The 26,964-nt window shown below is 63.9% G+C and carries 28 protein-coding genes; 16 read left to right on the top strand and 12 right to left on the bottom strand.

Going from position 1 to position 26,964, the window contains the following annotated elements:
- Nucleotides 1-8: 8 nt before the first annotated feature.
- The 3 genes from BGP02_RS03480 (at nucleotide 9) to BGP02_RS03470 (ending at nucleotide 4,706) form a co-directional block, all read left to right on the top strand.
- Entirely contained in the window at nucleotides 9-2,237 is a 2,229-nt protein-coding gene (locus BGP02_RS03480) for a bifunctional diguanylate cyclase/phosphodiesterase (protein ID WP_017233327.1), read from the top strand.
- A 464-nt stretch (nucleotides 2,238-2,701) separates the two neighbouring features.
- Nucleotides 2,702-4,285 (top strand): sensor domain-containing diguanylate cyclase, encoded by a 1,584-nt coding sequence (locus tag BGP02_RS03475; protein WP_083902261.1) that lies wholly within the window; start codon nucleotides 2,702-2,704, stop codon nucleotides 4,283-4,285.
- 178 nt (nucleotides 4,286-4,463) lie between these two features.
- Nucleotides 4,464-4,706, top strand: a complete 243-nt coding sequence (locus tag BGP02_RS03470) for a hypothetical protein (RefSeq protein ID WP_017233329.1) — start codon at nucleotides 4,464-4,466, stop codon at nucleotides 4,704-4,706.
- Between the two features lie 31 nt (nucleotides 4,707-4,737).
- On the opposite strand, the gene BGP02_RS03465 is transcribed toward BGP02_RS03470, so the two are convergent.
- From BGP02_RS03465 to BGP02_RS03450, 4 genes are all read right to left on the bottom strand, one after another.
- Nucleotides 4,738-4,932 carry a rubredoxin gene (locus BGP02_RS03465; protein ID WP_017233330.1) on the bottom strand — a complete coding sequence of 65 codons (195 nt, stop codon included), beginning with the start codon at nucleotides 4,930-4,932 and terminating at the stop codon, nucleotides 4,738-4,740.
- A gap of 190 nt (nucleotides 4,933-5,122) precedes the next feature.
- Entirely contained in the window at nucleotides 5,123-5,434 is a 312-nt protein-coding gene (locus tag BGP02_RS03460) for a hypothetical protein (protein WP_017233331.1), read from the bottom strand.
- Between the two features lie 447 nt (nucleotides 5,435-5,881).
- Nucleotides 5,882-6,208 (bottom strand): hypothetical protein, encoded by a 327-nt coding sequence (locus BGP02_RS03455; RefSeq protein ID WP_017233332.1) that lies wholly within the window; start codon nucleotides 6,206-6,208, stop codon nucleotides 5,882-5,884.
- A gap of 78 nt (nucleotides 6,209-6,286) precedes the next feature.
- Nucleotides 6,287-6,751: a hypothetical protein gene (locus BGP02_RS03450; RefSeq protein ID WP_261938426.1), complete on the bottom strand. Its 465-nt coding sequence runs from the start codon at nucleotides 6,749-6,751 to the stop codon at nucleotides 6,287-6,289.
- A gap of 327 nt (nucleotides 6,752-7,078) precedes the next feature.
- On the opposite strand from BGP02_RS03450, the gene BGP02_RS03445 reads away from it, so the two are divergent.
- Nucleotides 7,079-7,312, top strand: coding sequence for a DUF3717 domain-containing protein (locus BGP02_RS03445; protein ID WP_017233334.1), 234 nt, complete (start codon nucleotides 7,079-7,081; stop codon nucleotides 7,310-7,312).
- Between the two features lie 11 nt (nucleotides 7,313-7,323).
- Here the strand turns inward: BGP02_RS03445 and BGP02_RS03440 are convergent, their stop codons facing one another.
- The 4 genes from BGP02_RS03440 to BGP02_RS03425 all read right to left on the bottom strand — a co-directional run bounded on the left by BGP02_RS03440 (nucleotide 7,324) and on the right by BGP02_RS03425 (nucleotide 12,320).
- Nucleotides 7,324-9,954, bottom strand: a complete 2,631-nt coding sequence (locus tag BGP02_RS03440) for a sensor domain-containing protein (protein WP_286797740.1) — start codon at nucleotides 9,952-9,954, stop codon at nucleotides 7,324-7,326.
- Between the two features lie 120 nt (nucleotides 9,955-10,074).
- Nucleotides 10,075-10,293, bottom strand: a complete 219-nt coding sequence (locus tag BGP02_RS03435; protein ID WP_017233336.1) for an RNA-binding S4 domain-containing protein — start codon at nucleotides 10,291-10,293, stop codon at nucleotides 10,075-10,077.
- Nucleotides 10,294-10,360: 67 nt separating this feature from the next.
- Nucleotides 10,361-10,942, bottom strand: a complete 582-nt coding sequence (locus BGP02_RS03430; RefSeq protein ID WP_017233337.1) for a TMEM175 family protein — start codon at nucleotides 10,940-10,942, stop codon at nucleotides 10,361-10,363.
- Between the two features lie 34 nt (nucleotides 10,943-10,976).
- Complete coding sequence (locus tag BGP02_RS03425; RefSeq protein ID WP_286797738.1) at nucleotides 10,977-12,320, bottom strand: GGDEF domain-containing protein; 1,344 nt, start codon at nucleotides 12,318-12,320, stop codon at nucleotides 10,977-10,979.
- 302 nt (nucleotides 12,321-12,622) lie between these two features.
- On the opposite strand from BGP02_RS03425, the gene BGP02_RS03420 reads away from it, so the two are divergent.
- The 3 genes from BGP02_RS03420 (at nucleotide 12,623) to BGP02_RS03410 (ending at nucleotide 14,752) form a co-directional block, all read left to right on the top strand.
- Complete coding sequence (locus BGP02_RS03420) at nucleotides 12,623-13,621, top strand: DUF72 domain-containing protein (RefSeq protein WP_286797737.1); 999 nt, start codon at nucleotides 12,623-12,625, stop codon at nucleotides 13,619-13,621.
- 130 nt (nucleotides 13,622-13,751) lie between these two features.
- On the top strand, nucleotides 13,752-14,057 hold the full coding sequence (locus tag BGP02_RS03415; protein WP_268566452.1) for a panthothenate synthetase: 306 nt from the start codon (nucleotides 13,752-13,754) through the stop codon (nucleotides 14,055-14,057).
- A 203-nt stretch (nucleotides 14,058-14,260) separates the two neighbouring features.
- Nucleotides 14,261-14,752 (top strand): cupin domain-containing protein, encoded by a 492-nt coding sequence (locus BGP02_RS03410; protein WP_017233341.1) that lies wholly within the window; start codon nucleotides 14,261-14,263, stop codon nucleotides 14,750-14,752.
- Between the two features lie 77 nt (nucleotides 14,753-14,829).
- Here BGP02_RS03410 and BGP02_RS03405 read toward each other — a convergent pair whose 3' ends face one another.
- Nucleotides 14,830-15,957 (bottom strand): aminotransferase class V-fold PLP-dependent enzyme, encoded by a 1,128-nt coding sequence (locus tag BGP02_RS03405; protein WP_026131832.1) that lies wholly within the window; start codon nucleotides 15,955-15,957, stop codon nucleotides 14,830-14,832.
- A gap of 285 nt (nucleotides 15,958-16,242) precedes the next feature.
- On the opposite strand from BGP02_RS03405, the gene BGP02_RS03400 reads away from it, so the two are divergent.
- Entirely contained in the window at nucleotides 16,243-16,881 is a 639-nt protein-coding gene (locus tag BGP02_RS03400) for a glutathione S-transferase family protein (protein WP_017233343.1), read from the top strand.
- Between the two features lie 64 nt (nucleotides 16,882-16,945).
- Here BGP02_RS03400 and BGP02_RS03395 read toward each other — a convergent pair whose 3' ends face one another.
- Together BGP02_RS03395 and BGP02_RS03390 are read right to left on the bottom strand one after the other, a co-directional pair.
- Nucleotides 16,946-17,422 (bottom strand): OsmC family protein, encoded by a 477-nt coding sequence (locus BGP02_RS03395; protein ID WP_017233344.1) that lies wholly within the window; start codon nucleotides 17,420-17,422, stop codon nucleotides 16,946-16,948.
- Between the two features lie 29 nt (nucleotides 17,423-17,451).
- Nucleotides 17,452-18,321, bottom strand: a complete 870-nt coding sequence (locus tag BGP02_RS03390; protein ID WP_017233345.1) for an IclR family transcriptional regulator — start codon at nucleotides 18,319-18,321, stop codon at nucleotides 17,452-17,454.
- A 297-nt stretch (nucleotides 18,322-18,618) separates the two neighbouring features.
- On the opposite strand from BGP02_RS03390, the gene BGP02_RS03385 reads away from it, so the two are divergent.
- The 7 genes from BGP02_RS03385 to BGP02_RS03355 all read left to right on the top strand — a co-directional run bounded on the left by BGP02_RS03385 (nucleotide 18,619) and on the right by BGP02_RS03355 (nucleotide 25,546).
- Entirely contained in the window at nucleotides 18,619-19,719 is a 1,101-nt protein-coding gene (locus tag BGP02_RS03385) for an ABC transporter ATP-binding protein (protein ID WP_017233346.1), read from the top strand.
- Complete coding sequence (locus BGP02_RS03380; RefSeq protein ID WP_017233347.1) at nucleotides 19,712-20,617, top strand: ABC transporter permease; 906 nt, start codon at nucleotides 19,712-19,714, stop codon at nucleotides 20,615-20,617. The genes BGP02_RS03385 and BGP02_RS03380 overlap by 8 nt, the downstream gene beginning before the upstream one ends.
- Before the next feature lie 43 nt (nucleotides 20,618-20,660).
- Complete coding sequence (locus BGP02_RS03375; RefSeq protein WP_017233348.1) at nucleotides 20,661-21,455, top strand: ABC transporter permease; 795 nt, start codon at nucleotides 20,661-20,663, stop codon at nucleotides 21,453-21,455.
- Between the two features lie 23 nt (nucleotides 21,456-21,478).
- Nucleotides 21,479-21,874, top strand: coding sequence for a (2Fe-2S)-binding protein (locus BGP02_RS03370; RefSeq protein ID WP_017233349.1), 396 nt, complete (start codon nucleotides 21,479-21,481; stop codon nucleotides 21,872-21,874).
- Nucleotides 21,867-23,291: an FAD/NAD(P)-dependent oxidoreductase gene (locus tag BGP02_RS03365; protein WP_017233350.1), complete on the top strand. Its 1,425-nt coding sequence runs from the start codon at nucleotides 21,867-21,869 to the stop codon at nucleotides 23,289-23,291. The genes BGP02_RS03370 and BGP02_RS03365 overlap by 8 nt, the downstream gene beginning before the upstream one ends.
- Complete coding sequence (locus BGP02_RS03360; protein ID WP_017233351.1) at nucleotides 23,284-24,420, top strand: NAD(P)/FAD-dependent oxidoreductase; 1,137 nt, start codon at nucleotides 23,284-23,286, stop codon at nucleotides 24,418-24,420. Before BGP02_RS03365 ends, BGP02_RS03360 begins: the two co-directional genes overlap by 8 nt.
- 79 nt (nucleotides 24,421-24,499) lie before the next feature.
- Nucleotides 24,500-25,546 carry an ABC transporter substrate-binding protein gene (locus BGP02_RS03355; protein WP_026131833.1) on the top strand — a complete coding sequence of 349 codons (1,047 nt, stop codon included), beginning with the start codon at nucleotides 24,500-24,502 and terminating at the stop codon, nucleotides 25,544-25,546.
- Nucleotides 25,547-25,703: 157 nt separating this feature from the next.
- Here the strand turns inward: BGP02_RS03355 and BGP02_RS03350 are convergent, their stop codons facing one another.
- Nucleotides 25,704-26,099, bottom strand: a complete 396-nt coding sequence (locus BGP02_RS03350; RefSeq protein ID WP_017233353.1) for a BLUF domain-containing protein — start codon at nucleotides 26,097-26,099, stop codon at nucleotides 25,704-25,706.
- A gap of 110 nt (nucleotides 26,100-26,209) precedes the next feature.
- On the opposite strand from BGP02_RS03350, the gene BGP02_RS03345 reads away from it, so the two are divergent.
- On the top strand, nucleotides 26,210-26,959 hold the full coding sequence (locus BGP02_RS03345) for a YoaK family protein (protein WP_017233354.1): 750 nt from the start codon (nucleotides 26,210-26,212) through the stop codon (nucleotides 26,957-26,959).
- Nucleotides 26,960-26,964: the final 5 nt, after the last annotated feature.

The raw sequence follows: 26,964 nt of genomic DNA, 5'->3' as shown, positions 1-26,964 counted from the left end.
GGCGTTGGATGACGCCCCATCGCTCGATCGCCGCGATTCTGATTTTCGGTCTCCTGATTCTGATCCTCGTCTGGACGGCGGTGCTATGGCGCATCGCCATCGAGCGTCAGGCAATTCTGCGCGACGCCGCGGCCTCGGCGTCGACCGTGACGACCGCACTCGAGCAGCATACGTTGCGGGCCATCCGTCAGGTCGATCAACTGACGCGTTTCGTGAAATACGAATTCGAGCGACGTCACGGACACTTCGATCTGAAGCAAGCGCTCGCCGAAGGAACGGTCAAAGATCCCTTCATGGTGCAGGTCAGTTTGGCCGATGCGAGCGGCAACATCGTGGCCACGACGATCGCCGGCGGCGTTGGGATCAGCATCGCCGACCGCGAGCACTTCCGGGTGCATCAGGAACTCTCGAACGACAACCTGTTCATCAGTCATCCGGTGCTCGGGCGCGTGTCGCGCAAGTGGGTGCTTCAGTTCACCCGGCGGCTCAATCATCCCGATGGTAGCTTCGCCGGTGTGGTGATCGTGTCGCAGGCGCCAGACTACTTCACCACGGACTTCTACACGAACGCCGTGCTGGGCCAATACGGCGAGGTCGCCGTCATTGCCGACGACAACGCCATGCTCGCGCGCAGCACCGGCGCCGGCGTTGCCATCGCCGGCACGGGGGAATTGCCGCCGTTCTCGGCAGCGCAACGCCGTTCAGGTATCCAGCGTGATCCCATCGATGGCATCGAACGTATCGTGGCATACCGCCATCTGCGGGACTATCCGCTCGCCGTTCAGGTCGGACTGTCGCTGGATGAAGCGCTGACCGAGCATCGGCATGTCGCGCGGGTTTATTTAACGATGGCCACCTTCGTGTCGGTTGCGCTCATCGTGTTCTTCGTGCTTATCGCCTACCTGATGCAGCGGCTGATCGGACGGGATCAGCAGCTCACGCGACTGATTTCGTTCGACGCGCTCACCGGACTTCCCAATCGCTATGCGCTCATGGAGGCGTTGCGGCGTGCGCTGTCCGTGCCCGACCAGGTCGGCAAGGTGGCGCTGCTGCACATCGACCTCGATAATTTCAAGAGCGTGAACGACACGTTGGGTCATACGCAGGGTGACGAGATCATCCGGCAGGTGGCCGAGCGCTTTGCCCCGCGCATGCCACCAGAGGCCATGCTGGCGCGCTTTGCCGGCGATGAATTCATGGTGCTGCTCACAGGCAACGGCGCAACCGACGCCGCCGAGCCGCTGGGCGAGACGTTGCTCGCCACCCTCAAGTCGCCGATGGTGGCGGACGGCACGTCGTTCGCGCTTCACGCGAGTATTGGGGTGACCTTCTGGTCCAAACCGGAGGAAACCGAAGCCGACCTCATCAAGAAGGCCGATCTCGCCATGTACTCCGCGAAGGAGGCCGGCAAGAGCGTGGTGCGCGTCTATACGCAGCAGATGACGTATCAGGCGCATCAGCTCGTCGTGTGGGAGCGGCAAATGGAGCAGGCGTTGGTCAACGGCGAGTTTTTCCTCGCCTATCAACCCATCGTCGCGCTCGAGTCCGATTGCGTGCGCGGCATGGAGGCGTTGATTCGTTGGCGTCACCCGGAACGCGGCGTGCTGAGCGCGGGCGAGTTCATTCCCCTGGCGGAGACGACCGGACAGATCGTGGCCATCGGCGAGTTCGTGCTGACGCAGGCGTGCCGTCAACTGGCGGCATGGCGAGGCACGCCGATGGCGTCGCTGCGACTGGCCGTCAATGTCTCGTCGGTGCAGTTCTGGCGCGGCGACATTGGCGAGCTGGTCGAGCGTCTCATGAGGGCGTACGCCGTCGAACCGAATCGACTTGAGCTGGAAGTCACCGAGTCGGTCATGGTCAAGAATCCGGCGCTCGTGGAGATGAAGATCAAGCAATTCAAGCGCGCCGGGGTGCGCATTGCGCTTGACGATTTCGGTACCGGATACTCGTCGTTGTCCTACTTGACACGTTTTCCTGTCGACACGCTCAAGGTCGATCGCTCGTTCGTGGAGTCGATTCCCGATTCGTCACGTTCTTGCCTGATGATCTCGAACATCGTCAACATTGCGCGTTCGCTGGGTATCGAGCTGATTGTCGAGGGCGTCGAGAATGCGCGGCAACTGGATTGGCTGCGTCATTTCGTGCCACTGTGCGCACAGGGTTACCTATTCTCCCGTCCGGTGGAAATCGAAGAGATTGATTCGGTCATCGCGCGTTTGGGGATTTGCGAATAAAGCGGACCCATTGACCAATGCGAACAAGCGACGTATTCGGCTAATTAATAGATTAAATCGGTGATCGTAATAAATTCGTGATTTGATGTTTGGCGGTACGAGTTCATCGTTGGCGTGCGATAAAATCAGTCGTAGTCGTGATGAAGTCGGGCGGCATGAGCGGGTGGCCGTGCGCCGCGCACTGCGCTGGAGAGCGGGGGCGGCTGCCGTTGTCGGGGTGGGCAATGCGGAGCAGCCAGGGTCCGGAGGCGCGTGGCGCGACACGCCGTGGATCGCAAAAAAGGGGGAAAAGGGGGAACGAGTTCGACGCGCAGACCAGAATTGGCGGCAATTCGCTGGCACTCAGAATGTCAGCCGCGACCAGGGCTTCTGTCCGGGGAAATGACAGAAGCGCAACACGAATGCAGTGGATACGTCGCCAACGTAAGAAGTGAATAATATTAGAACGAGCGTTTGATTTTCGGATGAGGATTAGACATTGGCTTTATGCCGCCAGCGTCTCGGTTGGCGTGCTGGTCGCCTGCTGGATGGCGGCGGACAGGACTGCCACGTCGCTGGTCGGCGACAAGCTCGCTCAGAGCGTTGACGCGGGGCAAATGGTGGCCGACCGCGTCGCCGACGGCATGATTCACGCCATCAACACGGATCTGGCGATGGTGCGCGCCATCCCCGCCACGTTGGCGGAAGTCGGTTTGCTGCGTGACGTGCTGCGAGCGACGGGGGGCGACGCCCCGGCGCCCGAGACCGTGGATCGTGCCAACGAATTTCTGCAAGGCGCTCAGGGATACTTCGGCGTTGACCGGGTGTGGCTGATCGACGCTCATGGCGTGTGCGTGGCCGCAAGCAATTTCCGCGATGAGCCGTCGCCGATCGGGCAGTCCGTGGCCAACATGCCCTATGTCACGAATGCCCTGTTGGGCGGACGTTTCGAGAGTTATGCCGCAGGCTGGGAGCATCAGGCGCCCGGCCTTTATTTCAGCGCCCCGGTGTATCGCAAGGGCGCGCTGATCGGTGTCGTGATGACCAAGATCGGACTCACGCGATTGCGTCATTGGGTGGGTAGCGGAGAGTCGTTCATCGTTGACGGCAATGGCGTGGTCATCATGGCGAACGACCCTCGTTTCGAGGATCGTTTCATGCTCGATGGCAAGCTGGGCAAGCTGTCCGAGGCCGAGCGCATGGCGCTGTACCAGCACGACGACTTCGCGCGCATGCCCATCTCCCCGTTCAAGCGCGCCCCCGGTCGTTCGAACGCCTGGGTGCCTCAGGAATTGCTCGACCGGATGTCGGCATTCGACGAGTCCCGGAAGCCGTTCGTGATCACGTCGCGTCCGAGTTCGAGCAATGACCTGACCGTCTACGCGGTGGAGGGTGTCGACGCCTGGGAGGCACTCACGCGCGAGCATGCCAAGGACCTGGTGTTGTGTTTCTTGCTGTATCTGGGCGGCGTCATCATCGTAACGCTCGCCGGCTGGACTTATTGGCGTGAGCGTGTGAAGCATCGCGAAGCCCGTCAGTCGAACGAGGTGCTGCGCGCGGCCAATCATCAACTGGCGTTCGAAGCCAGTTATGACGAATTGACGGGCAGCCTGACGCGACGCTACTTCTTCCATCGCTTCGAGCGGTTGCTGGAGAGCACGCAACGCAAGAACGAGCCGATGAGTCTTATCGTGGCCGATCTCGATCTCTTCAAGTCCATCAACGACACTTACGGGCATGCCATCGGCGATCAGGTGCTGTGCCGATTCGTGCTGGTGTGCTCGTCGACATTGCGCGGCGACGACCTGATCGGCCGCATTGGTGGCGAGGAGTTCGCGATTCTGCTGCCGGGGGCGAGCGAGCGCGATGCACTGCGCGTGGCGGATCGCATTCGTGAGCGCTGCAAGCGCGAATCGTTGGAAGGCAGTGAGCCGCCGCTGCGTTTCTCGGCGAGTTTCGGCATCACGGAGTGGCAGGACGGCGACTCGCCGATGACCATGGTCGAACGAGCCGACATGGCGTTGTACCGCGCCAAACGTGCCGGTCGCGACCGCTGCTGGGTTTTCTGATCGCACGGTTACCGATGTCACATTTGGTAACCAAAGATGATGTGCCCCATCACGCATTTCGCGGGAACATACCTGTCTAACGAGTCAAACGGGTGCTGCGAAAATCGATGAGCCGCTGACGGGCTGGCGTCGATCCGTTTCGCGCACGACTCGAACAGCTCATGCGGGAGACTTCATCGTGAAACGCTTACTTTGGCTGGCGGGCGGCGCTGCCGTCGCCCTGATGATGGCCGGTTGCGTGGCCGTGCCTTATGGCGCGCCGGCGTACGGCAACGCCTATTACGACGGTTATGGCTATGCGCCGGGCTACGCGGTTGCCCCCGCACCGGTCGTGACGTTCGGGATATCGGGCGGCTATTACGACGGTGGCTATGATCGCGGATGGCACGGCCGGGGCCGCGGATGGGGCTGGCATCACTGAGCCTGCACCGATCGGGCGGGCGCTATCGCACTCAGAACTCGGACAGCGCGAAATCCGCCTTCGCCACATCGCATTCCGGGCAACGCCAGTCGGCGGGCACGTCGGCCCAGCGCGTACCGGCCGCAAGGCCGTCGTTCGGTGCGCCTTCGGCTTCGTTGTAAATCCATCCGCAGATCAGGCAGATCCAGTTCTTGAAGTCGGTCGAGGTGTTCAGCGTGGTCGTCATGGTGTCGGGTCAACAGGAAGCGCTTAAGCGACCCGCATTGTAAGGCACACGCGGCGCAAGGTCCCGCTCACCCACCAAGGTGTCCGCACGCAACGTTAATCCAGATCCATGGATCGGCGCGGCAAGCGTGCAAATCAGGATTGAAGCGAAAGAAGGCGCATCGCGCCGGCGACGGCCGGCGCGACAAGCATCACCAGTGAATCTGGTTCAGAAAGATCGGTGCCATCTGCGCGAGCGAATTGATCAGCGAAATGGCGGTGTCGCGGTGCGACACTTCCCGCCACAAGCGGCTTTCCTTGACGACCCGATCACGGTCTTCCGCCGTTTTCACTTCAGGCGAGCGCAACTCGTTGATCAAGTCGATGACGGACGCGCGGTCGACCGTTTCCGTGACCGAGTGACGCGCGAGCAGATCGTCCAGATGGACGCGCTCCGCTTCGGTCGTGGACGCGTCGACAGGTGATGAGGCGGAGGTAACGGACGGCTTGTCGGATTGGGTCATACGAGACGTTCTCCCGGGGTTACTGGAAAGCGAAGCGGCCACTGACGTGCGGATCCGGCGAGGATCCCAAGTCATGCATGGCGAGGTATCGCGCAATTCCATCATAGGCCGATTCGCTTGTGCTGCGAACCCTTCCATGCGTGCGGGGACCCCGCTTTTCACACGAATTGCGGCGGGATTTTCCGCAGGCTTGCTTCACGTCAAAGGGTTTTGCCTGCGCACAGATGCGCGGTGAAACGTCAAGCTTAAAAAATTTATCCAATGCTGACGCTGAAACGGGCAATCCTCTTGACAGCGTGTAACGGCGGGCGTCTCGGCGGGCGAGTGCCCAGTTATCCAGTGGGTTATCCACAGAAGCTGTGGGTAACTCATCGGTCGTTGAGTGCGTAACGAGAAGGGCTCGCCGGTCATGGCTTGCAAGCCACACGAACACTTGACGAGGCGTCGTCAACGAAGCAGCGGGCGCAACATCAGCAACGCGAAGAACAGCGCGACGCCGACGGGGAGCAGACCGGTGAAGAAGGCGGGCCATGCCCTGCGTCCGCGGCGACGTGCGCCGAACGATGAGATCAGGCCGGCGCAAAGACACATCACACCGACGGCCCACGTGGGGTGTGGGCTTTTGAGTACCCAGGCGGCAGCGGCCAGCAAGCCGATCCAGGCGAGCGGCAGCGCGCCCGGTGGAGGCATGCCGTCGGCGGGCGAGCGGAGGGTGCCGCGCGACTTGTCAGAAGTGTTGGGCGTGTCGGGCCTGTTGGGCGTGTTGGCGGGCATTGAGGTTCCGGAAACTCTGGGGGCGCAACGACGTGGGCGTGCGAAAGACGCAGGATAGCAAACGTCGTGCGCCGCCGCTCAGGACGCGAGACCGCGCAAGGCGTGTGTCCCGGAAGGCTTGGCGGCCGCGTGCATGTCGCCTGCCGGCGCGTCCACATGCCAGGTGGAGGTCGCGTCGACATCGCGCGTCGGCGCGAACGCGGGCGGTGTTGCGCAGCGGTTGTCGAGGTCGACGTATTGCTTGCGTACCACGCGTCCTGCAGCCGGTGTCGTCGCGACGGTCCGAAGGGCAGCGACGCCGTGGCGCATACCGCGTGCTCCCGGGGCGGACGCTTCCGGCGAGGCGCGCACGGCGACACACGGTTGATGAAAGGGATCGGTGGGTGCGGCGCCGGCGGGCGGCACCGATTGCGCATGGACCCGTGGTGCGCCGGATGCGATCAGCACGCAGAGTGCGACGATGCCAAACCGAAGCAGCATCACGCGGCGCACGGCGGACGGGAAAACCGGTAGAACCGGTGGCGTAGCGTGTCTCGGCGGCATGGGTCGGCTCCGTCGGGGCGATCGTTGGGGACGCGAGCAGGGCGAGCATGGCAAGCGGCTGCACGGCGTTTTCACGAAGCTGAAGCCAATATCGTGCCGGAACTGGTAAGTGGTTGATTTTGTGAAGAATGTCGAGGTATGCGGGACCGTTTTTGGCGATGCCCCGGCATCAAGTGTTGCAGTTCCGAAACGCGCGCCTGAGAATCGACGCATGCGCGGACCCGAATCGATCTGGATCGATGCCGGTCATGACATGGGCAACTTACCGATTTCTTGTCTGCTGTATATAATCACAGTATTCCACTCCGCGGCGAGACAGAACCTCTCATGAAAGCCAACTATTCCATCGCCGAAATCGAGCAGGCGATCAACTACTGGACGGGCCGTCAGGCCGCCGACAGCCACTGGTCGCTGTGCCAGTCGGCGCGCGCGCTGGCCAACATTTATGGCCAGATGATCTACCGCCGTGAGACGAGCATTGGCGCCGATGCGCTCGACGCCGAGCAAAGCCAGGCCATCGAGACGGCCCTGCATCAGATGGAACTCGGGCTCGCGCCGTGATTCCCGATGTTTCAGGCGGGGACGGGGTTCGGTGAGGGAGCGCGTGCCGACCATTGTTCGAGCCAGCGTTCGACGTCGACGGCCGACAGGGCGGGGGAGAACAGATACCCTTGCGCGACACGATACCCTTGCGCGAAGAGCAGCGCTCGCTGGGCTTCGTCCTCGACGCCTTCCGCCACGACCGTGAGGCGCAGATTGCGACCGATGCTGATGATGGCATTGGTCAGTGCCTGCACCGTTTCGTCGCGGGTAATGTCATGGACGAAGCTGCGGTCGAGTTTCAACTCCGAGACCGGCAGGCGGCGCAGATAACCCAGACTCGAGTAGCCGGTGCCAAAGTCGTCCATCGACAGGCGCACGCCCATGCCGTGGACTTCGTCGATGATGCGCAGCGTGGTCGGATTGTGGTCCATCAACACGCTTTCCGTGATCTCGATGGCGAGGCACGATGGTGGCAGATCGTGATCGGCCAGCGCGTCGGCAATCGTACGCGGCAGGTTGTGATCGTGGAAGTTGGTGGGCGACAGGTTGACCGACACATTGCCGATGCCTACGCCTCGCCGGCGCCAATCCGCCAACTGGCGACACGACTCGCGCAGCGTCCAGGTGCCGAGTTCCCCGATCAGGCCGCACTCCTCGGCCAGTGAAATGAAGCGCGACGGCGACACGTCGCCGTACTGCGGATGCGTCCAGCGCGTCAGGGCCTCGGCGCCGTAGACCGAGTCGTCGGACAGATCGATCTGCGGCTGATAGAAAAGCGCGAGCTTGCCGTGCCGCAGGGCGTCGCGCAGGGCGGTCTCCAGCTCGAGCCGCTCCTGCGCGTGGATGTTCATGTCTTCGTGATAGACGCGTACGCTGCCCGGGCTGGTCATCTTCGCCTGATACATCGCCATGTCTGCACGCTGCAAAAGCATGTCGAATTCCTTGCCGTGATTCGGATACAGACTGATGCCGAAGCTGCCCGACGGTGCGAGCGTCACGCCATCGATCTGGCATGGCGCGCGCAACGCGCTGCGCATGCGCTCGAGCGCAATATCGAGTCGCTCGGGATCGCACTCGGTGAGCATGGCCACGAACTCGTCGCCTGACAGACGCGCAACGATATCGGCGCCGCGCAGCGAGCGTCTCAAGCGCTGGGCGATCGTGCGCAGCAGGGCGTCGCCTGCCTGGTGGCCGAGCGAGTCGTTGACCTGCTTGAAGCGATCCAGGTCGATGAAGATGACGGCCATGCGCGCGTTCAGCTCCGCCGCGCTGGCAATGGCTTGTGCCGCGAGCACGCCGAGCATGCTTCGATTGGGCAGGCCGGTGAGGTTGTCCGAGAACGCCAGTTGGCGGATGCGCGTGCGCGACTCGTCGCGCTCGAAGGCCAGCTTGCACAGATGCACGCAGACGTCGACGAGTCGTTCATGCAGGGCGTCGGGGCTGCGCGGCGTGCGGTAATAGAAACCGAGCACCCCGAGGACCCGCCCGTCGTTCGCGATGATGGGCATGGCCCACGACGCGGCCAATCCGAATTCGGCCGCCATGTCGCGGAAATCGGCCCAGCGCGGGTCGTTCGCAATGTCGGTCACGATCACCGGGCGCGCATGAAACGCCGCCGAGCCGCAGGTGCCTACGTTCGGTCCAATGGCCAGGCCTTCGATGTTCTTGTGATACTGCGCGGGCAGGCTTGGCCCCGCTTGCGGGCGCAACCGGCCTTCCGAATCGACCCGCACCACCGAGGCCACGACCTCGGGCGCGATCTGCTCCAGTTCGCGGCAGATGAGCGTGAGCACTTCGACGAGGGGCGCATCGCGCACCATCGCGGCGAGCGCCTTGTGTTGCAGCACTTCCTGAATCTTCGATTGCGTGATGTCGGTGAAAAGCACCACGGCGTTGAGGAGTTTGCCGTTCGCGTCGAGCATCGGGTTCGTCACGACGGAGACCCACAGCGGCTGGCGCTGCAGCGTGCGCACGAGCACTTCGCTGTGGCAACTGCGGCCGTCGCGGGCGGCGACGAGGCAATGCGCAAGGGCCTCCTTGATATCGACGGCCGATGCACTGTCGGCGACGTCGCCCGTCGCGGTTTCCCCCAACGGCAGCCGGGTGGACTGGCCGACGACCTCATTCGCAGCGTAGCCGAACATGCGCGTGAACCCGGCGTTGACGTAGCACACGCAACCCTGTGCGTCGGTGATGAGCACGGCGTTGTCGGTCTCGTCGACGCCGAGCGAGAGCAGGTGCAGGCGGGCGTCGTCGGCCGCCTGGCGCTCCACGCGCGCGGTCACGTCGACGGCGAGCTTGATCACGAAGGCGAGATTACCGTCGTCGTCGATGACGGGGTTGTAAGTGGCTTCGAGCCAGATCGGGCGACCGTCGCGGCGGCGACGGCGAACTTGTCCGGTGTGCGAGCGCCGGGTGCTGGCGACGTGGGCCAGGGCATTGCCGCATGTGGGATCGCCGGGTTCGCACAGTAGTGCGTGCGGCTGGCCAAGCAGGTCGGCGCGCGCGTAACCGAACATGCCGAGCAGCTTGTCGTTGACATCGACGACGATGCCATCCGGCGTGAGCGTGAGCATGCCCAACGAGTGGTCGAGCGCCGCGAGCAGCGCCTCGCGCCCCGGCGCGGTGCCGGCGACGGACGGTGAACGGGGCACGACCATCGCAACGGCCTCCTCGGACGTCCTGTGGACATTGTCGGGTGTGACTTGGGCTGACACGCCAAAAACCGCTTTTAAGTATAGCGGCCTGCGGGGGCAGGCTCACATGGGGGAAACCGGGTATCAAGCCGCCTTGACGCGAATGCGAACACCGTCGACCGAAACGGTCTGACCGGCGCGGATCTTGCAGGTCTTGCGGGTCTCCTGCCGTCCGTCGACGCTGACCGCGCCGCTGGCTACCATCACTTTGCCCGCGCCGCCCGAATCCACGAGGCCGGCGAGCTTGAGCAAGTCGTTCAGGGCGACGAATTCGCCCGTCAGTTCAAAGGTTACGTTTTGCATGATGGACCGGATACTACGTAAAAACGCGATGCGCGTCGACTGCCACCGTGCTTGCGAGTCCGCAGCCCTATGACTCGATTACCTGTTCGATCCGGCGATCCGGGATCAGCCAGACGGCGGCGACCACGGCATAGAGCACGAGCGAGAGTGCCGGCATCACGAATGCCAGTCCGATGGCCAGGGCGTAGGCCACGACCGACAGCTTGCCCTTGACGTCGCGCCCCACGGCGGCGGCGAGCTTTGCATTTCCTCCTGCGCCATGCACGGCGAGCAATGCTCGCGTGAGGAGGTAGTACGCCACGGCCGCCATGAACAGCACCACGCCGTAGAGCGCCGTCGGCCAGGCGGTGAAATGGTTCTCCCCGAGCCAGCGCGTGACGAACGGCACCAGCGACAGCCAGAACAGCAGATGCAGGTTGGCCCACAGTACGCTGCCCGAGACTCGCTGAACCACATGGAAAAGGTGGTGATGGTTGTTCCAGTACAGGCCGACGTAGATGTAGCTCAGGATGTAGGTGAGGAACGTTGGGGCGACCGGCAGGAGATCGGACAGCTCGCTGCCGTGCGGTGCTCTCATCTCCAGCACCATGATCGTGATGATGATGGCGATCACGCCATCGCTGAAGGCTTCCAGTCGGCTCTTGCCCATTGTGTTCGTTGTTGTTGTCGGTCGCGGGTGGGGGTCACATCACGGCCAGGCGGTTGCGCCCGGACTGTTTGGCCGCATACAGCGCGCGGTCGGCACGTTGCAGCAAGGTGCCGAATTCGGCGTCGTCCGGGGTGAGGCTGCCGATACCGATGCTGGCGGAAAAGCGGATGGGTCCGCTGGCGCCGCTACTGGGTCCGGGCACGCTGGCGTTGCCGATCGCGACGAGCAGGCGTTCGGCGGCCTGCATGGCGCGTTGGGCGTCGGCCTCGGGCAGTAGCACCGCGAACTCCTCGCCGCCCAGACGGCCGATCGGCGTGCCCTTGCGCAGCGTGGCGCGCAACACCTGCGTCAACTCCACGATGACGCGATCGCCGATGGCATGGCCCCACGCGTCGTTGATCCGCTTGAAATGGTCGAGGTCGAGCATCAGCACGGATAAGCGGCGTTGCTGAGCGCGTGCGGTGGAAAACAGGCGTTCGGCCTGCATCAGGAAGGCGCGGCGGTTGAGTGCGCCGGTCAGCGCGTCGCGCATGGCCATCTCGCCAAGCACTCGATTGACGCGACGCAGCTCGAGCGCGTCGACGACGAGCGCCGACAGATCCGCGAGCAGCGCGCGCTTCTCGTCGTCGAGCATGCGGGGGCGGCGGTCCATCACGCACAGGGTGCCCAAGCGATGCCCTTCGGGCGTGCGCAGCGGCGCGCCCGCGTAGAACCGGATGTTGGGTTCTCCCGTGACCAGCGGGTTGTCGGCGAAGCGCCGGTCGGCACGGGCGTCGGTCACGACGAGCACATCGTCGCCGAGAATCGCGTGCGCGCAGAAGGCCATCGAGCGCGGGGTCTGCGGCGTGTCGATGCCCTGGCGCGCCTTGAACCACTGGCGCGACTCGTCGATCAGCGAGACGAGCGACATCGGTGCGCCGAACAAATAAGACGCAAGACGCACGATGCGATCGAACGCGGGCTCGGGGGGCGTGTCGAGAATTTCGTAACGACGCAGCGCCGCGAGGCGTTCGGCCTCGTCAACGGGCGTGTCGGGTATCGGCCCATGCCGCGGCGTGGAAGCGGGGGCATGCGATGCGTGGAGGTCGGCTTCGGATGCGGTCATGTCGCGATGGGTGGACGCCAAAGGCGACTCTCGATCGATGATGTCGGTGACGGCGTCAATTCTGCCCCGCCTGTCGTCACTTGGCAAATGCGACGACGTGGAACCCGTCGTGCCGTGTGTGCGCCAGAGCGCGTGGGCGGTCTGCGCGATCGCTTGAGTGACCTCGTCGGCGCTGCGATGGGCGCTGTCGTGCGCACTTCCCACGGGAACGGTCGGGCCGTGATTGAGCGGACGATAAGCTTTTGAGCGTTCGACGGGCAGGCGTTCGGTCATGGCGGGCACTCGGCGGGCGTAACGGGATGACAGGCGTGATGGCAATTGGCCCATGATAGCGTGGCCGAGAACCTGCCGATGGCACCGGTGACGAAAACGGGGATCCGAAAAAGGCGACCCGCAGGGTGAGCTGCGGGCCGCATAAACGGCACGGTGCGGGGAACGCGTGCCGGATCAGATCAGCGCGCAGTATGGCAGTCGTTCGTCCCAGTCCAGTCCCCATCCCCGACATGCGCGCTAGCCCTATACTGGCGCGACGCAACCCAACGAACGCGACGCTTGCCGCCACGGGAGGATTTGGCATGAGCCGAGTGAAATCGCACACTGCGGGGCAGGCTGATTGGCTGACGCCCGACGCCTCCGACGCCTCGACAAGCGTCGCGACGGCTGGCCAGAATGTGTACATCGGCACGGCGTCGTGGACGGACAAGTCGCTGATTGCGTGCAAGCGGTTCTATCCGCCGGGGCATGCGTCGGCCGAGGCGCGGCTTCGCTATTACGCGAGCCAGTTTCCGATGGTCGAGGTCGATAGCAGCTACTACGCCATGCCGTCGGCATCGAACACGCAGCTTTGGGCCGAGCGCACGCCGCGCGCGTTCGTCTTCAACATCAAGGCATTCCGCCTGCTCACGGGGCACCAGACGCCCCGCATTGCGCTGCCCAGGGATTTGCAGGCCGAGCTACCGCCGGGCCCGCGCGCGAACGTGTATTACAAGGACATTCCCGACGCGCTCAGAGACGAGATCTGGCGGCGCTATCTCGAAGCGCTCGCGCCGTTGCGGCAGGCGGGCAAGCTGGGGCTGGTGCATTTTCAGTTTCCGCCCTGGCTGACGGGGAATCGCGAGAGCCGCGCGCACGTCGAGGCGTGCGCGCAACGGATGCGGGGTTACGGTGTGGCGGCAGAGTTTCGTCACCGCGGCTGGTTCGACGGGGCGCACGGCGAGGCCACACTGGCGTGGCTGCGCGAGTTGGGCTGGGTCAACACCGTGGTCGACGAGCCGCAGGGTTTCGCCAACAGCATCCCGATGGTCTGGGCGACGACCACGCCGCTCGCCGCTGTCGTGCGCCTGCACGGGCGCAATCAGGCGACATGGAATGTGCGGGATAGCACCGCCGCGTCGGACCGCTTCAACTACGATTATCGCGACGCGGAACTGGTGGCGCTGGTTGATCCGATTCGCGTCATCGCCAAGGAAGTCGCCCGCGTGTATGTAGTGTTCAACAACAATTACGAGGATCAGGGGCAGCGCAATGCCAGGTCGTTGATGAGCATCCTCGGCTCTGATGCCGTCGCGCCGTGAGGGTGTCAGTCAGAGATGGGTCATGAGCGCCCCCGATGGCGCTTTGCTTGCTTGCTGAATAACGCAGCCAATAACGCGACGAACTCCTATCCTTGAAGCGTCCTTTCGGACACATTCAAGGAGAACGACGATGCGAATGCTTCTCAACATACGAATACCTCACGAGCCATTCAACAGTTTTGTGCGCGATGGCTCCATCGGAGAATTAATAGAGAGGGTTCTCGCAGAGATGAAACCGGAAGCAGCCTACTTCACCGAGCAGAACGGTACACGCGGAGCAATCCTCGTCGTGAACCTTGAGGAGCCGTCGCAGATTCCAAAATTCGCGGAGCCGTGGTTTCTTACGTTCAATGCCGACTGTGAGTTTCGCGTGGTGATGGTGGCAGATGACCTCAAGAAAGCTGGACTCGAAACGCTTGGCTCGAAGTGGAAATAGGGCGCGCGGCACGGCGTGCGAGCGAGGCTAACCGCTCCCATGCCGTGGTGTGCTAACCCGGGACAGGCACATCACGCTGCCGCACAGCAGGAGCGCCGTGAGTACTGCGTTCAAAAGAAGGCGCCGATAGTCGACGTTGCCATGCCGGCGGCGCGACTTCCCATAGAATGGAACGTCACCGTCCACAACGAGGCGCTACTGCAATGAGCACGTACCTGATCAAAAGCGAAGACATCGCCGGGATGGATGGCGTCACGAAAACGCATTTCCGGAACCCGAATGCAATACGTACCAACAAATCGCTGGGCGACGCGACCGGGCTTAGCGGGTTCGGATTCCACATTGTTGAAGTCGAGCCGGGCCGTGAAACGACGGAGTACCACCTCCATCATCACGAAGACGAGTGCGTCTATGTGTTGAGTGGAACGGCAACCGCCGTGATCGGGGATGAGGCATTCGCCATTGGCCCGGGGGATTTCATCGGTTACCGGAAGGGCGGTCTGGCGCATTCGATCCGAAATACCGGTTCCGAGACCTTGCGTTGCATCGTCGTCGGCGAGAGACTTCCCCACGATGTTTGCGACTATCCCCGCCAGAACAAACGGATGTTCCGCAATCCCGGTATCGGGATGCCCTCGAATCTCGTGGATCTTTCAGCGATTGAGGTGGTGGGCGGTAGCGTCGGCAAGAAATGACGCCGTCCGCCGGTCACCCCAGGTTGGAGACCGGCCGATGCGAGGGCGGCTAGCGCCCCGCATGCGCCGGAGAAACGCTACACAATACTCTGCATTGCCTTGGCGAACCGGGCCACCGCGCCGTCGATGTCGTGCAGTTTGTCCAGACCGAACAATCCGATACGGAAGGTCTTGAAGTCGTCGGGCTCGTCGCATCGCAGCGGCACGCCGGGGGCGATCTGCAAACCGGCATCGGCGAATTTCTTGCCGGATCGAATGCCGTCGTCATCGGTGTAGCTGACCACGACCCCCGGCGCCTGAAAACCTTCGGCCGCCACGCTCTTGAATCCGTGCTCCGTCAGGAGCGCGCGAATGCGCGCACCGAGTTCAAGCTGTTCCGCTTTCACTTTGTCGAAGCCGTACGCCTCGGTCTCTTTCATGACGTCGCGCAATGTCGCAAGACTGTCCGTGGGCATCGTGGCGTGATACGCGAATCCACCGTTCTCATAAGCTTCCATGATCTGCAGCCATTGCCGAAGATCGCAGGCGAAACTGGTGCTCGTGGTGGTGTCGATCCGTTCGCGGGCAAGCGCACTGAGCATGACCATGGCGCAGCAGGGCGGCGCACTCCACCCCTTTTGCGGGGCGCTGATCAGCACGTCGACGCCGCACGCCTGCATGTCGACCCAGACCGTGCCGGACGCGATGCAATCCAGGACCAACATACCGCCGACGGCATGAATCGCGTCGGACACCGCGCGCAAATAGGCATCGGGCAACATCATGCCGGAGGCAGTTTCGACATGCGGGGCAAAGACCAGATCCGGCTTGTGTTCCCGGATTGCCGCGACCACCTCGTCGATCGGGGCCGGTGCGTAGGCCGCTTGCCTTCCCGGTTCGACGGGACGCGCCTTCAAGACCGTCGATTCCGACGGTATGCCGCCCATGTCGAAAATCTGCGACCAGCGGAAGCTGAACCATCCGTTACGAATGACGAGGCACTTCTTGTTCGTTGCAAACTGCCGGGCCACGGCCTCCATGCCGAACGTCCCGCTTCCCGGGACGATGACCGCCGACTTCGCGTGATAGACGCTTTTCAGCGTATCGGAAATATCGCGCATCACGCCTTGAAAGCGCCGCGACATGTGATTGATGGAACGGTCGGTATACACGACCGAATATTCGAGGAGTCCCTCGCGGTCGACATCGGGAAGTAGTCCTGGCACGTCCGCCTCCGACAATAGACGAGTATGAAAATCAAGAACAGGGGCTCACAAAAGCCACCTGCAGGTGAGCGGGAAGCCGATTTGCGTCGCTTCAGCGGTATCAAATCATAAATGCGGCTCGCCCGGGGAACAGTTTCGTTCGTTATCTTCGCACGCGGGCGCCGGACCTGTCGGCCAGCGCCCGACGCGATGCAGTAAGATTTCCCGAAATCCGACGGCGGTCGCCTGGGCCCCTTGCCGACCCGGACATGCCGCTCCCCCTGGCGCTGGACTGGAGACAAGCCCATGACGACTGATCGACGCATCACGTTCTATCACGCCCCCAACACGCGCTCGTCAGGCGTTTTGGTGCTGCTCGACGAACTGCAGGCCGAGCACGATCTTCATCTGCTGCGTTTCGCCACCGGCGAGCAACGTGGCTCGGAGTATCTGGACGTCAATCCGATGGGCAAGGTGCCGGCCATCCGTCATGGCGATGCGATCGTCACCGAACAGGCGGCGGTCTACATGTATCTCGCCGAACTGTATCCAGAGAAAGGACTCGCGCCGATGCCGGGCGATCCGCGCCGCGGCGCCTATCTGCGCTGGATGGTGTTCTATGGTTCGTGTGTCGAGCCGGCGGTGGTCGACAAGTCGCTGGGGCGCGACGGCGCCGAGCGCTCGCGCTCGCCGTATGGCGACTACGATGCCGTTATGTGGACGCTGGAGCGGCATCTGGCGCAGAACGACGGTCCGTGGTGGTTGGGCGAGTCGTTCACGGCGGCCGATGCGTTGTGGGGCAACGCCATGCACTTCCTCACGCAATTCAAGCTCGTGCCGCCGACCCCGGCCGTGATGAGCTACGTGGAACGCTTTCGCGCCCGCGACTCGTTCGTGCGCGCGCAGCAGCGCGATGCCGAACTGGCGAAACAACTCGCGGCGTAATGACCGGCCGAACCGGGGGCGGGCAACCCGCCACCCCGCTCATCCGCATCACGCCATCACGCCATCACTCAGGCAACACGTCGATGCGTGGCTCGCACTCGATGGGGAAGTTGACCGAATTGGCGATGTAGCACTTCGCGTGGGCCTGATGATGCAGTTCGGCCGCCAGCGCGGCGTTACTGCCCGCCCGGAGCGTTACGTGCGGGCGCAGCGCGATCCGCGCGAAACGGCCTTCCTGCGCGGTGTCGATCATCGTGCCCAGGGCGTGGTCGGCGTATCGCTCGACGATCACACCCGCTTCGGCACACAGGTGCAGATACCAGAGCTTGTGGCAGGCGCTCGCGGACGCGACCAGCAAGTCCTCGGGGTTCCAGCGCGCGGCGTCGCCACGGAAGGCGGGGTCGGCGGAGCCGGGGATCGTCGGCTTTCCATCGGCGCGAATGTCGTGATTGCGCCCGTACGCGCGGTAGCCCGACGTACCGCTGCCCTGATTGCCGGTCCACTCGACGTCGACCTGATATTGATGTTCGCCTGATGCCACGAAGTATCTCCCTGGTAGGCCAGCGTGAGTTACGCCAGCGGTTCTGTCGTCAGCGCCCGTGTAAGGCCATGCATCGGGCGGCGCATCGCGACGTCGAAAGGGTTCGTCTGCGGGCCGATCAACTCGGCCTGACGCCGCAGCAATTCCACCACCATCGGCAGACGATCCTGCGACAGCCGGGCGGCGAGCGTGCCCACGCTCAGCGCGGCCACCGCGTGCCCGGTGCGGTCGAACACAGGAACCGCCACCCCGGCCATGCCGTCGAGCACGCCGCTGTTGCTGCCCGCATAGCCCAATTGACGCACACGCTCGATTTCGGTGCGCAAATAGACCTCGTCGAGCACTCCATACCCGCGCAAACGCGGCACGTTAAAACGAATGATCTCTTCGCGCTCGGCCTCCGGCAGGAAGGCGAGAATCGCCAGACTCCCCTGGCCGACGCCCAGCGCCACGCGACCGCCGATGTCGCCGGTGAACGAGCGGATCGGGAAGGGCCCTTCGCACATATCGAGGCACACGGCATCGAAGCTGCTGCGCACCAGCAGGAAGATGGTGTCGCCGAGGCTCGCGCAAAGCCGCAGCAGCGACGGACGGCACAGCGTGCGCATGCCGCTCGGGTTGCCGGCCTGCGCCGCCATCGCGAAGAAGTCGATGCTGAGCCGGTAGAGCTTGGAGGTCTCGTCCTGTTCCACGACCTGCTCGGCGATGAGCGCATGCAGAATTCGGTGCACCGTCGCCTGACTGAGGCCCACTGCCTTGGCTAGGTGGGTCACACGCTCGCCCTCGGGCTTGGCGTCGCCCAATGCGCGGATGACGGCAAAGGTGCGTTGCAGAATGCCCGCGCCAGCCGCGTCCGACGACGGCGACGTCGGCGTGCGGGGTGAATCGATGGTGTTCATTACTGTCTCGAATATTCCGTCAAACGGAATACTAGCGTAAGCCGATACCTCTTGAAAACAGGTGCGATCCGCCGAAACTGTAAAAAACATCCAATATTCGCGGTAAGTTAGGGATTGTACCGAGGTGGTGACGCGAAATGAATTCATGTGTTCATTCGTCAAATATTCCGTCAAACAAAATAATCTGAATATTTATCTCATTTCACGGAATCGTTATCTTGCGGCGGGCAATTTGGCTCGCTACTGTTCGATGCAATTGCATTTCTTGCGGCGCGCAAGTGCCCGAAGGTCGTAACCATGTCTTTTCTGACTTTGACGGATGTTTCCAAGACGTTTGGCGAGCTGAACGCCGTCTCGAATGTCAACCTCTCGGTGGAGAAGGGCGAGTTCGTCTCGCTGCTTGGCCCCTCGGGCTGCGGCAAGACCACCACCTTGCAGATGATCGCGGGCTTTGTGGAAACCACCACCGGGCGCATTACCCTCGATGGGCGCGACATCACGCACATGCGTCCGAACAAGCGCGGCCTGGGCATTGTGTTCCAGAGCTACGCACTGTTCCCGCATATGACCGTGGCGGATAACGTCGGCTTCGGCCTGGAGATGCGCGGTATCGACAAGGCCGAGCGTCAGGCGCGCATTCGCGAGGCGCTGGCCCTCGTGCGCCTCGATGCGCTCGGTCATCGCTTCCCGCGCGAACTCTCCGGCGGTCAGCGCCAGCGCGTGGCAATCGCGCGCGCGGTCGTGATCGCGCCGCCCGTGCTGCTGCTCGACGAGCCCATGTCGAACCTCGACGCCAAGCTGCGCGAAGACATGCAGTTCGAGCTGCGCGCGATTCAGCGCAAGATCGGCACGACCACGATCATGGTCACGCACGATCAATCGGAAGCGCTGTCGATCAGCGACCGGGTCGTGGTGATGGAGGCCGGGCGCATCACCCAGGTCGACACGCCGTATCGTGCCTACGAGCGTCCGCAAACGCCGTTCGTCTCGAAGTTCATCGGCAAGGCCAACATGCTGGCCGGCCGTGTGGCGGCGCGCGACGACGAGCACCTGCATGTCGAGATAGGCGCGCAACTGACCCAGCGCGCGCGGCTGTCCGACCTCTCGCCGCGTGAGCGCGTGATGGCCGTGGGGGACGCAATCACGCTGTGTCTGCGTCCCGAAAAGGTTCGTCTGTGCGCACCCGCCGACGGCCGGATGGCGGCCACGGTCACGAGCCGCTTCTTCCTCGGCAGCCAATGGCTGTACCGCGTGGACAGTCCGCTGGGCGAAGTGCTCGTGTGTTGTCAGAACGAAGGCGGCGAGCCGCTCGCCGAAGGCGCGCCGGTCGGCCTTGACTGGCAGGCCGAGGCCGTGCGCTTCATTACGCCGAACGCGGGAGAGCACGCTCATGGCTGAGACATTGCAGGTGGCTAGCCCCGAGACGGCGCCGGCGACGCGTGCACCCTGGCATGCGTATCTGCCGATGTGGTTGATGAGCGCTCCGGCCATGCTGCTGTTCGTGGCGCTGGTGCTCATTCCGCTGCTCATGACGCTCGCGCTCACGTTCTATCAGTTCGATCCGTCGAGCGGCCCGATCGCGGCGTTCCAGTTCGGTAACTACGCCGAGGTACTGTCCGACGCGTACTTCCACACGATCTTTCTGCGCACGTTCGGCATCTCGCTCACCGTCACGGCGGTGTGCGCCGTGGTGGGCACGTTCGAAGCCTATGTGCTTTCGCGCATGGGCGACCCGTGGCGTTCGCTCTTCTTGCTGGTGATTCTCTCGCCGCTGCTCGTGTCGATCGTGGTGCGGGCGTTCGGCTGGAGCATGCTGCTTGGCTCGGGCGGCCTGATCAATCAGACGTTCGGCCTCCTGGGCATGGGCCCGTACAAGCTGGAATACACCCACTTCGCGATCATCGTCGCGCTGGTACATGTGATGCTGCCGTTCATGGTGATTCCTGTGTGGACGTCGCTGCAACGGCTCGACCCTCAGACCGAGAACGCCGCGCTGTCGCTGATGGCATCACCGGCCACGACGCTGCGCCGCATTGTGTTGCCGCAACTGGTGCCGGGCATTCTGTCGGGCAGTCTGATGGTGTTCGGCCTGTCGGCGAGTGCATTCGCGATTCCGAGCCTGCTAGGCGGACGCCGCCTCAAGGTCGCCGCGACCGCCGTATACGACCAGTTCCTGAGTTCGCTGAACTGGCCGCTGGGCGCGACCATCGCCGTGCTGCTGCTCGTAGCGAACCTGATCGTGATGCTGACGTATTACCGCCTGCTCGATCGCCGCTATTCGCGCAGCATGGGCTAAGGCCAGGACACGGTCTCCCGCAGAACAGAACCCACTCGCCATCATGCGTAAAAACAGCCCCCTGGCGCTCGCGTTCCATACGCTCGTCATTCTCTTCGTCCTCGCGCCGATGATCATCGTCGTGCTGGTCGCGTTCACGCCCGAGCAAACGCTCTCGCTGCCCACGCGCGGCGTGTCGCTGCGCTGGTTCCGCGCGATTCTCGACTACCCCGACTTCATCGCGTCGTTCTTCACTAGCCTGAAGCTGGCGTTCCTGTCGGCAACGCTCTCGCTGGCGATTGCGTTGCCCGCCGCCCTGGCCATCGGCCGCGCGCGCTTTCCGGGACGCAACTTCCTCAACGGTTTGCTGCTGTCGCCGCTGGTGATTCCGGGCCTCGTGCTCGGCATTGCGCTGCTGCGCTTCTTCGCCATGCTGGGCGTGAGCGGCTCGTTCGCGGCGCTGACCTTCGCGCACATGATCGTCGTGACGCCGTTCATCATGCGCCTCGTGCTGGCGTCGATCAGCGGACTCGACCGCAGTGTCGAGCATGCGGCAGCGTCGCTCGGCGCGGGCGCATGGACGACCTTCCGCCGTGTGACCATGCCGATGATCCTGCCGGGCATTACCGGCGGCTGGCTACTCGCCTTCATCAACAGCTTCGACGAGCTGACGATGTCGGTCTTCATCACCTCGCCGCAGACGGTCACGCTCCCCGTGCGCATGTACATGTATGCGACCGAGTCGATCGATCCGATGATGGCGTCCGTCTCCGCGCTTGTCATTGCAGTGACGCTGGGCGCGATGTTGCTGCTCGACCGTGTCTACGGCCTGAACCGCATCCTGATCGGTCAGCATTGAACGTGCGCTCCAAGAAGAATCTCATGTCTCACGCTTCCCATGCTTCCCGCGCGTCGCAAGACACCTGCGCGCCGGGACATCCGCAACTGGCGCGCCTGGTCGAGACGGCGCGCGCGCCCGTCACGTTTTATCTCGACGGCGCCCCGGTGCAGGCACTCGCTGGCGACACGCTGCTCACGGCCATCCTCATGCACCAGCGCCATGTCCGGATAAGTGAATTCGGCGGCGCACCGCGCGCGGGTTTTTGCCTGATCGGTGCATGCCAGGATTGCTGGGTGCGCTGCGAGACGGCGTCTGGCACCGGTGGCGATGCCCAACTGACGCGTCTGCGCGCCTGTTCGACACCGGTGCAAGCCGGCATGCGGATTCTCACGCGGGCGCCCGATGCCGACGAAGCGCACGGAGGCTCGCATGTTTGAGCACGCTGAGATCGTGATCGTCGGCGCCGGTCCTGCGGGCATTCGCGCTGCGCAGACGCTGGTGGCAGCGGGGCAGCGTCCGGTGGTGCTCGACGAAAACATGCGCTGGGGCGGACAGATCTACCGACAGCCGCCGGCCGGCGCGGGCTTCACACGGACCAAGCAGGCGCTGTACGGCTTCGAAGCGGCCAAGGCCGACGCCATCCACGGCGTCATGGCCGCGCTCTTGCTTCAGGTCGACTATCGACCCGCGACCCTCGTGTGGGCTTGTGATCCGGCGCGGCTCCATACGATCCACGACGGCCGGGAAAAACCCGTGCCGTTCACGCATTTGATCATTGCCAGCGGTGCGACCGATCGCGTCTTGCCGCTGCCGGGCTGGACGCTGCCGGGCGTGTACACGCTGGGCGGCGCGCAAGTCGCGCTCAAGGCACAGGGGTGTGCGATTGGCGAGCAGGTGGTGTTCGCGGGCACGGGGCCGTTGCTGTATCTCGTGGCCTACCAGTACGCGAAAGCGGGCGCGAACGTGGCCGCGGTGCTCGACACGAGCGCGTTTGCCGGTCAGGTCAAGGCCACGCCGCGGCTGCTGAATCAGCCCGCCACCCTCGCCAAGGGGCTCTATTACGTGGGATGGCTGCGCGCGCATGGGGTGCGCATCGAGCATGGCGTCACGCTCGACGGCATTGACGGCGCCGCCGGGGTGCGCGCGATTCGCTGGCGGCGCGACGGCCGCGAACACACGTTGGCGTGCAGCGCCGTGGGGCTGGGCTTCGGCCTGCGTCCCGAGACGCAACTGGCCGATTTGGCCGGGTGCCGTTTCGTCTTCGACGACCTCAATCGTTGCTGGCTACCTGAGCGCGACGCCGCCGGTCGCAGTTCGCAACCCGGCATCTATGTGGCGGGAGACGGCGCGGGTATCGCCGGCGCCGACGCGGCGGAACTCGCCGGCCGTCGTGCGGCGCTGGCTTTGCTCGAGGATCTCGGCATCGCCGCTCCGGCAATGCCCGACGTGCCCGACGCCGACGCCATCGAACGCAAGCTCGCGAGCATTGGGCGCTTTCGTGTGGGGATCGAGCAGGCGTTTGCGGCGCCCGACGATCCGTCGGCGCGTTGGCCCGACGACATGATCGTGTGTCGATGCGAGGAAGTCGATGCGCGCACGCTGCGCGACTGCGTGCGGGAGGACGGTGTGACCGACATCAATCGGCTCAAGGCGCTCACGCGTGTCGGCATGGGGCGCTGCCAGGGCCGCATGTGCGGCGAGGCGGCCTGCCATCTGCTCGCGCGCGAGAGCGGCCAGACGCTGGCACAAGCGGGGCGTCTGCGGGCGCAGGCCCCGATCAAACCGATTCCGATCGCGCCGATGTTGTTCGATGAAAACGTTGCGGCCATTCCCGAGGAGGCGCGCGATGAGTGAGACCCTGCATTACGACGTTGTCGTCGCCGGTGGTGGGCTGGTCGGCGCCTCGGCGGCGCGTGCGCTGGCCGAGCGTGGTTTGCGTGTGGCGTTGTTCGAGCGGCGTTATTGCGGCGCGCAGGCCAGCGGCGTGAACTACGGCGGCGTACGCTGCCAGGGCCGCCCGGAAGAACAACTGCCGCTCGCCATGCGCGCGCGCAAGTTATGGGATCGCCTGCCCGAATTGATCGGGATCGACGGCGAATTCGTGCGCTCGGGACACTTGCGTCTCGCTCGTCGCGAGAGCGATCTCGAACCGCTCGACGCCTGGTCGGCCATGGCCAGCCGCTACGGTCTCGCCTCGACTGTGCTGCGTGGGGCGGCGTTTCGCGAGCGTTTTCCGTGGCTGGGCGACGGCGCCGTCGGCGGCTCGCTGTGTCTGAGCGACGGCCACGCGAACCCGCGTCTCGTATCGCCCGCGTTTGCGCGCGCCGCCCGCGCGCTCGGCGCGCACGTGCGCGAACGTACGCCGATCACCTCGGTGGCGCACGATGGCGTGCGCTTCCAGCTTGCGGCAAAGCCAGTCGACGGCGAGCCATTGCACCTGAGCGCCGACTGGCTGCTCAATACCTCCGGCGCGTGGGCGAATCACATCGCGGGCACGTTCGGCGAGCGGGTGCCGATGCATGCCATCTATCCGAACATGTGGGTCACCGAACCGCTGCCGAAGTTCATTGGCCATAACCTCGGCGTGTACGGCGGCGGCGTGTATGCGCGGCAAGTCGAGCGCGGCAACTGTGTGATCGGCGGCGGACGCGGCACCGGCGACGGCGAGTACGCCCAGCCGTCGGCCGATACCACGCGCGCCGTGATGCGCGAGGCCTGTGCATTGCTGCCGGCGCTGCGCCATGCGTTGCTCATTCGCACCTGGAGCGGCGTGGAGGGCGAGACGCCCGATAACAATCCGATCATCGGCATGAGTCGCACCACGCCGCATCTGGTGCATGCCTTCGGCTTCTCGGGGGGCGGCTTTCTGCTGGCCCCTGGCGTAGGCGAAGTGCTGGCGGATCTGGTCACGCACGGCGAGACGGCGACACCGATCGAGGCGTTTGCCGTCGACCGGTTCGCGCCGGTCGCGGCCGATGCGTGATCGGCAAATGCATCCCGTACGTCCCGAGTTCGTCACAACACTACCTTCCTCACACCCAGGAAACACAAGGAGAACCACGATGAAGCTATCCCGAAAGGTCGTCATGTGCGCTGCGGCGCTGGCATTGGGCGCGAGCAGCGCGGCCTGGTCGCAGTCCAAAACGTTGTACGTCGGCATGAATGGCGGCTCGATGGAAAAGGCCTATACGACGCAGGTCTTCCCCGAGTTCGAAAAGGCCAACAATGTGAAGGTCGTGGTGGTGCCGGGAACGTCGTCCGACGTGCTGGCCAAGCTGCTCGCGAATCGAAACAGCCCGCAGATGCACGTGGTGTTCCTGGACGATGGCGTGATGGCGCGCGCGATCAGCATGGGGGTGTGCCAGAAGCTCGACGATTCGCCCACGCTCAAGGAGCTGTATCCGTTCGCGCGCGTGAAGGACGACATGGCCGCTGGCGTGCAGCTGGGCATGACCGGTATCGGCTACAACACCAAGATCTTCAAGGAAAAGGGCTGGGCCGCGCCGACGTCGTGGAGCGATTTCGCCGATCCCAAGTACAAGGGCAAGGTGGTGTTCCAGTCGGCGTCGAGCAGCACGTTCGGCTTGCATGGTTTCCTGGCCCTGAACCGCATCTGGGGCGGTAGCGAGACCAACGTCGAGCCGGGCTTCAGCAAGTGGGCGACCACCGTGGGCCCGAATGTCGTCGAGTACATTCCGAATTCGGCCAAGCTCTCGGAAATGATCCAGACCGGCGAAGCCGCGATCTTCCCGCTGACGCCGACGGCCGTGAGCGAGCTGCAGGACAAGGGCATTCCGGTGGCGTACGTGGCCCCCAAGGAAGGTGCCGTGCAGTTGCTGGTCGACCTGTGTGTCGTGAAGAACAGCCCGGATAACGCCATGGCGCAGAAGCTCGCGCAATTCCTGCTCTCGGCCAAGGGGCAGACGCTTGCCGCCGCGGCGGGTGCGTACATCCCGACCAATCCGCACGCCACCGTGCCGCCCGCGATGCAGAAGCGTCTGGGCAAGATCGACGAACTGGTGAAGAACATCACGACCGTGGATTGGGACGCCATCAATCAGCGTCGCGCCCAGTGGGATCAGCGCTGGAACCGTCAGATCGAGCAGTAATCTCGATGCCATGCCCCTGGCGCATGTCCAGCATGCGCCGGGAAGACGGAAAACGCCGGGCCGCTCATGAAAGGCACCCCGAAAGTTGGATGGATGTCCGACGTTTGGGGGGGGGGCATCAGGGCGCCCGGCGTTTTTTGCTCGGGTGCCAGATGAGTCACATCGCGTCTGACTTGGCAGCGAGTGCGGCAAAGGCGCCGACAAGGTCGGCGTGGTCGGCGGGGATCATCAGGGCCTGCAGCGCGTGGGCGGGCTGGTCGAGCATCAGGTAGCCCAGGCTCCACGTCGGAAATGCGCCGGGCGTGTGCGGCGTGCCATCGAGCAACACCTGGATGTCGCGATGGTGACGCGATGCCTCGATGCGCTGGCGTGCATCGGCAAGCGGTTCGCTCGGTCCTTCGATGTATTGATAGAACATCGTGCCATCGTAGAGCAGCACGCCGGTGATGCCGTAGGTGGCGTTGAACCCGCGTGAGTTGACGATGATCTTGGCGAGCTCCCGCAGATCGAGATCGGGCAAGGCTCGGCTCAAGTACGCGTAACACTCGATCATGCTTCGTTGTCTCCGTCATACAGGCTGGGCGTCGGCGCGCGATATTGGCGTGGACGCTGCGTCAGCGCGCATTAGAATACCGCATGTGCGAAGCCTGAGACTCACGCGTCATGCCGATTAAATTTCTACGTGGATTCACCCAGCCGGTGCGCACCGATGCCGCGAACCGGCGTCTGGGCTGCTCGCTGGCTTTCGTGGCGGGCGGCGCCAACGCGGGCGGCTTTCTTGCCGTCGGTCAGTACACGTCGCACATGTCGGGCATTGTCGCCTCGCTCTCCGACAATCTGGCGCTCGGGCAGCTCGTGCTCGTGTTGGCCGGATTCAGCGCCTTGCTGGCGTTCCTGCTCGGTGCCGCAACCTCGTCCATCCTCATTCATTGGGGGCGGCGCCATCAGACGCACAGCGAATATGCGGTACCGCTCATGCTCGAAGCGTTGCTCCTGCTGGCGTTCGGCGTGATGGGGGCCAATCTTGAAAATCGGCGGCTGTTATACGTGCCGGGCACCGTCGGGTTGCTGTGTTACGTGATGGGGCTGCAGAATGCCATCATCACCAAGATCTCCCGGGCCGAGATTCGCACGACACACGTTACCGGTCTGGTCACGGACATCGGCATCGAACTGGGCAAAATGAGCTACTGGAATCGGCCCGGGGTGGCGCGTCATCTGCCGCGCGTGGCCGGGGACCATCAGAAGCTGCGTTTGCTGTGCGCGTTGCTGGGCATGTTCTTCCTGGGCGGGCTGGCCGGGGCGCTGGGTTTCAAGCACCTCGGCTTCGTCGCGACGGTTCCGCTCGCAGGGATACTGATCGTGCTGGCCATCGTGCCGCTGCTCGACGATCTCGCACGAAGCCCCCACTGAACCCT

This window comes from Pandoraea sp. 64-18 (genome assembly GCF_001899225.1).
GTDB lineage: Bacteria > Pseudomonadota > Gammaproteobacteria > Burkholderiales > Burkholderiaceae > Pandoraea > Pandoraea cepalis.
The sequence above is the reverse complement of the archived record's forward strand: the minus strand, read 5'-3'. Positions and strand labels throughout refer to the sequence as shown.

Coding starts and splice junctions, on each gene's coding strand:
- BGP02_RS03480 (WP_017233327.1), top strand. CDS start 9: ATGACGCCCCATCGCTCGATCGCCGCGATTCTGATTTTCGGTCTCCTG.
- BGP02_RS03475 (WP_083902261.1), top strand. CDS start 2,702: ATGAGGATTAGACATTGGCTTTATGCCGCCAGCGTCTCGGTTGGCGTG.
- BGP02_RS03465 (WP_017233330.1), bottom strand. CDS start 4,932: ATGACGACCACGCTGAACACCTCGACCGACTTCAAGAACTGGATCTGC.
- BGP02_RS03460 (WP_017233331.1), bottom strand. CDS start 5,434: ATGACCCAATCCGACAAGCCGTCCGTTACCTCCGCCTCATCACCTGTC.
- BGP02_RS03455 (WP_017233332.1), bottom strand. CDS start 6,208: ATGCCCGCCAACACGCCCAACAGGCCCGACACGCCCAACACTTCTGAC.
- BGP02_RS03450 (WP_261938426.1), bottom strand. CDS start 6,751: ATGCCGCCGAGACACGCTACGCCACCGGTTCTACCGGTTTTCCCGTCC.
- BGP02_RS03445 (WP_017233334.1), top strand. CDS start 7,079: ATGAAAGCCAACTATTCCATCGCCGAAATCGAGCAGGCGATCAACTAC.
- BGP02_RS03440 (WP_286797740.1), bottom strand. CDS start 9,954: ATGGTCGTGCCCCGTTCACCGTCCGTCGCCGGCACCGCGCCGGGGCGC.
- BGP02_RS03435 (WP_017233336.1), bottom strand. CDS start 10,293: ATGCAAAACGTAACCTTTGAACTGACGGGCGAATTCGTCGCCCTGAAC.
- BGP02_RS03430 (WP_017233337.1), bottom strand. CDS start 10,942: ATGGGCAAGAGCCGACTGGAAGCCTTCAGCGATGGCGTGATCGCCATC.
- BGP02_RS03425 (WP_286797738.1), bottom strand. CDS start 12,320: ATGACCGAACGCCTGCCCGTCGAACGCTCAAAAGCTTATCGTCCGCTC.
- BGP02_RS03420 (WP_286797737.1), top strand. CDS start 12,623: ATGAGCCGAGTGAAATCGCACACTGCGGGGCAGGCTGATTGGCTGACG.
- BGP02_RS03415 (WP_268566452.1), top strand. CDS start 13,752: ATGCGAATGCTTCTCAACATACGAATACCTCACGAGCCATTCAACAGT.
- BGP02_RS03410 (WP_017233341.1), top strand. CDS start 14,261: ATGAGCACGTACCTGATCAAAAGCGAAGACATCGCCGGGATGGATGGC.
- BGP02_RS03400 (WP_017233343.1), top strand. CDS start 16,243: ATGACGACTGATCGACGCATCACGTTCTATCACGCCCCCAACACGCGC.
- BGP02_RS03390 (WP_017233345.1), bottom strand. CDS start 18,321: ATGAACACCATCGATTCACCCCGCACGCCGACGTCGCCGTCGTCGGAC.
- BGP02_RS03385 (WP_017233346.1), top strand. CDS start 18,619: ATGTCTTTTCTGACTTTGACGGATGTTTCCAAGACGTTTGGCGAGCTG.
- BGP02_RS03380 (WP_017233347.1), top strand. CDS start 19,712: ATGGCTGAGACATTGCAGGTGGCTAGCCCCGAGACGGCGCCGGCGACG.
- BGP02_RS03375 (WP_017233348.1), top strand. CDS start 20,661: ATGCGTAAAAACAGCCCCCTGGCGCTCGCGTTCCATACGCTCGTCATT.
- BGP02_RS03370 (WP_017233349.1), top strand. CDS start 21,479: ATGTCTCACGCTTCCCATGCTTCCCGCGCGTCGCAAGACACCTGCGCG.
- BGP02_RS03365 (WP_017233350.1), top strand. CDS start 21,867: ATGTTTGAGCACGCTGAGATCGTGATCGTCGGCGCCGGTCCTGCGGGC.
- BGP02_RS03360 (WP_017233351.1), top strand. CDS start 23,284: ATGAGTGAGACCCTGCATTACGACGTTGTCGTCGCCGGTGGTGGGCTG.
- BGP02_RS03355 (WP_026131833.1), top strand. CDS start 24,500: ATGAAGCTATCCCGAAAGGTCGTCATGTGCGCTGCGGCGCTGGCATTG.
- BGP02_RS03350 (WP_017233353.1), bottom strand. CDS start 26,099: ATGATCGAGTGTTACGCGTACTTGAGCCGAGCCTTGCCCGATCTCGAT.
- BGP02_RS03345 (WP_017233354.1), top strand. CDS start 26,210: ATGCCGATTAAATTTCTACGTGGATTCACCCAGCCGGTGCGCACCGAT.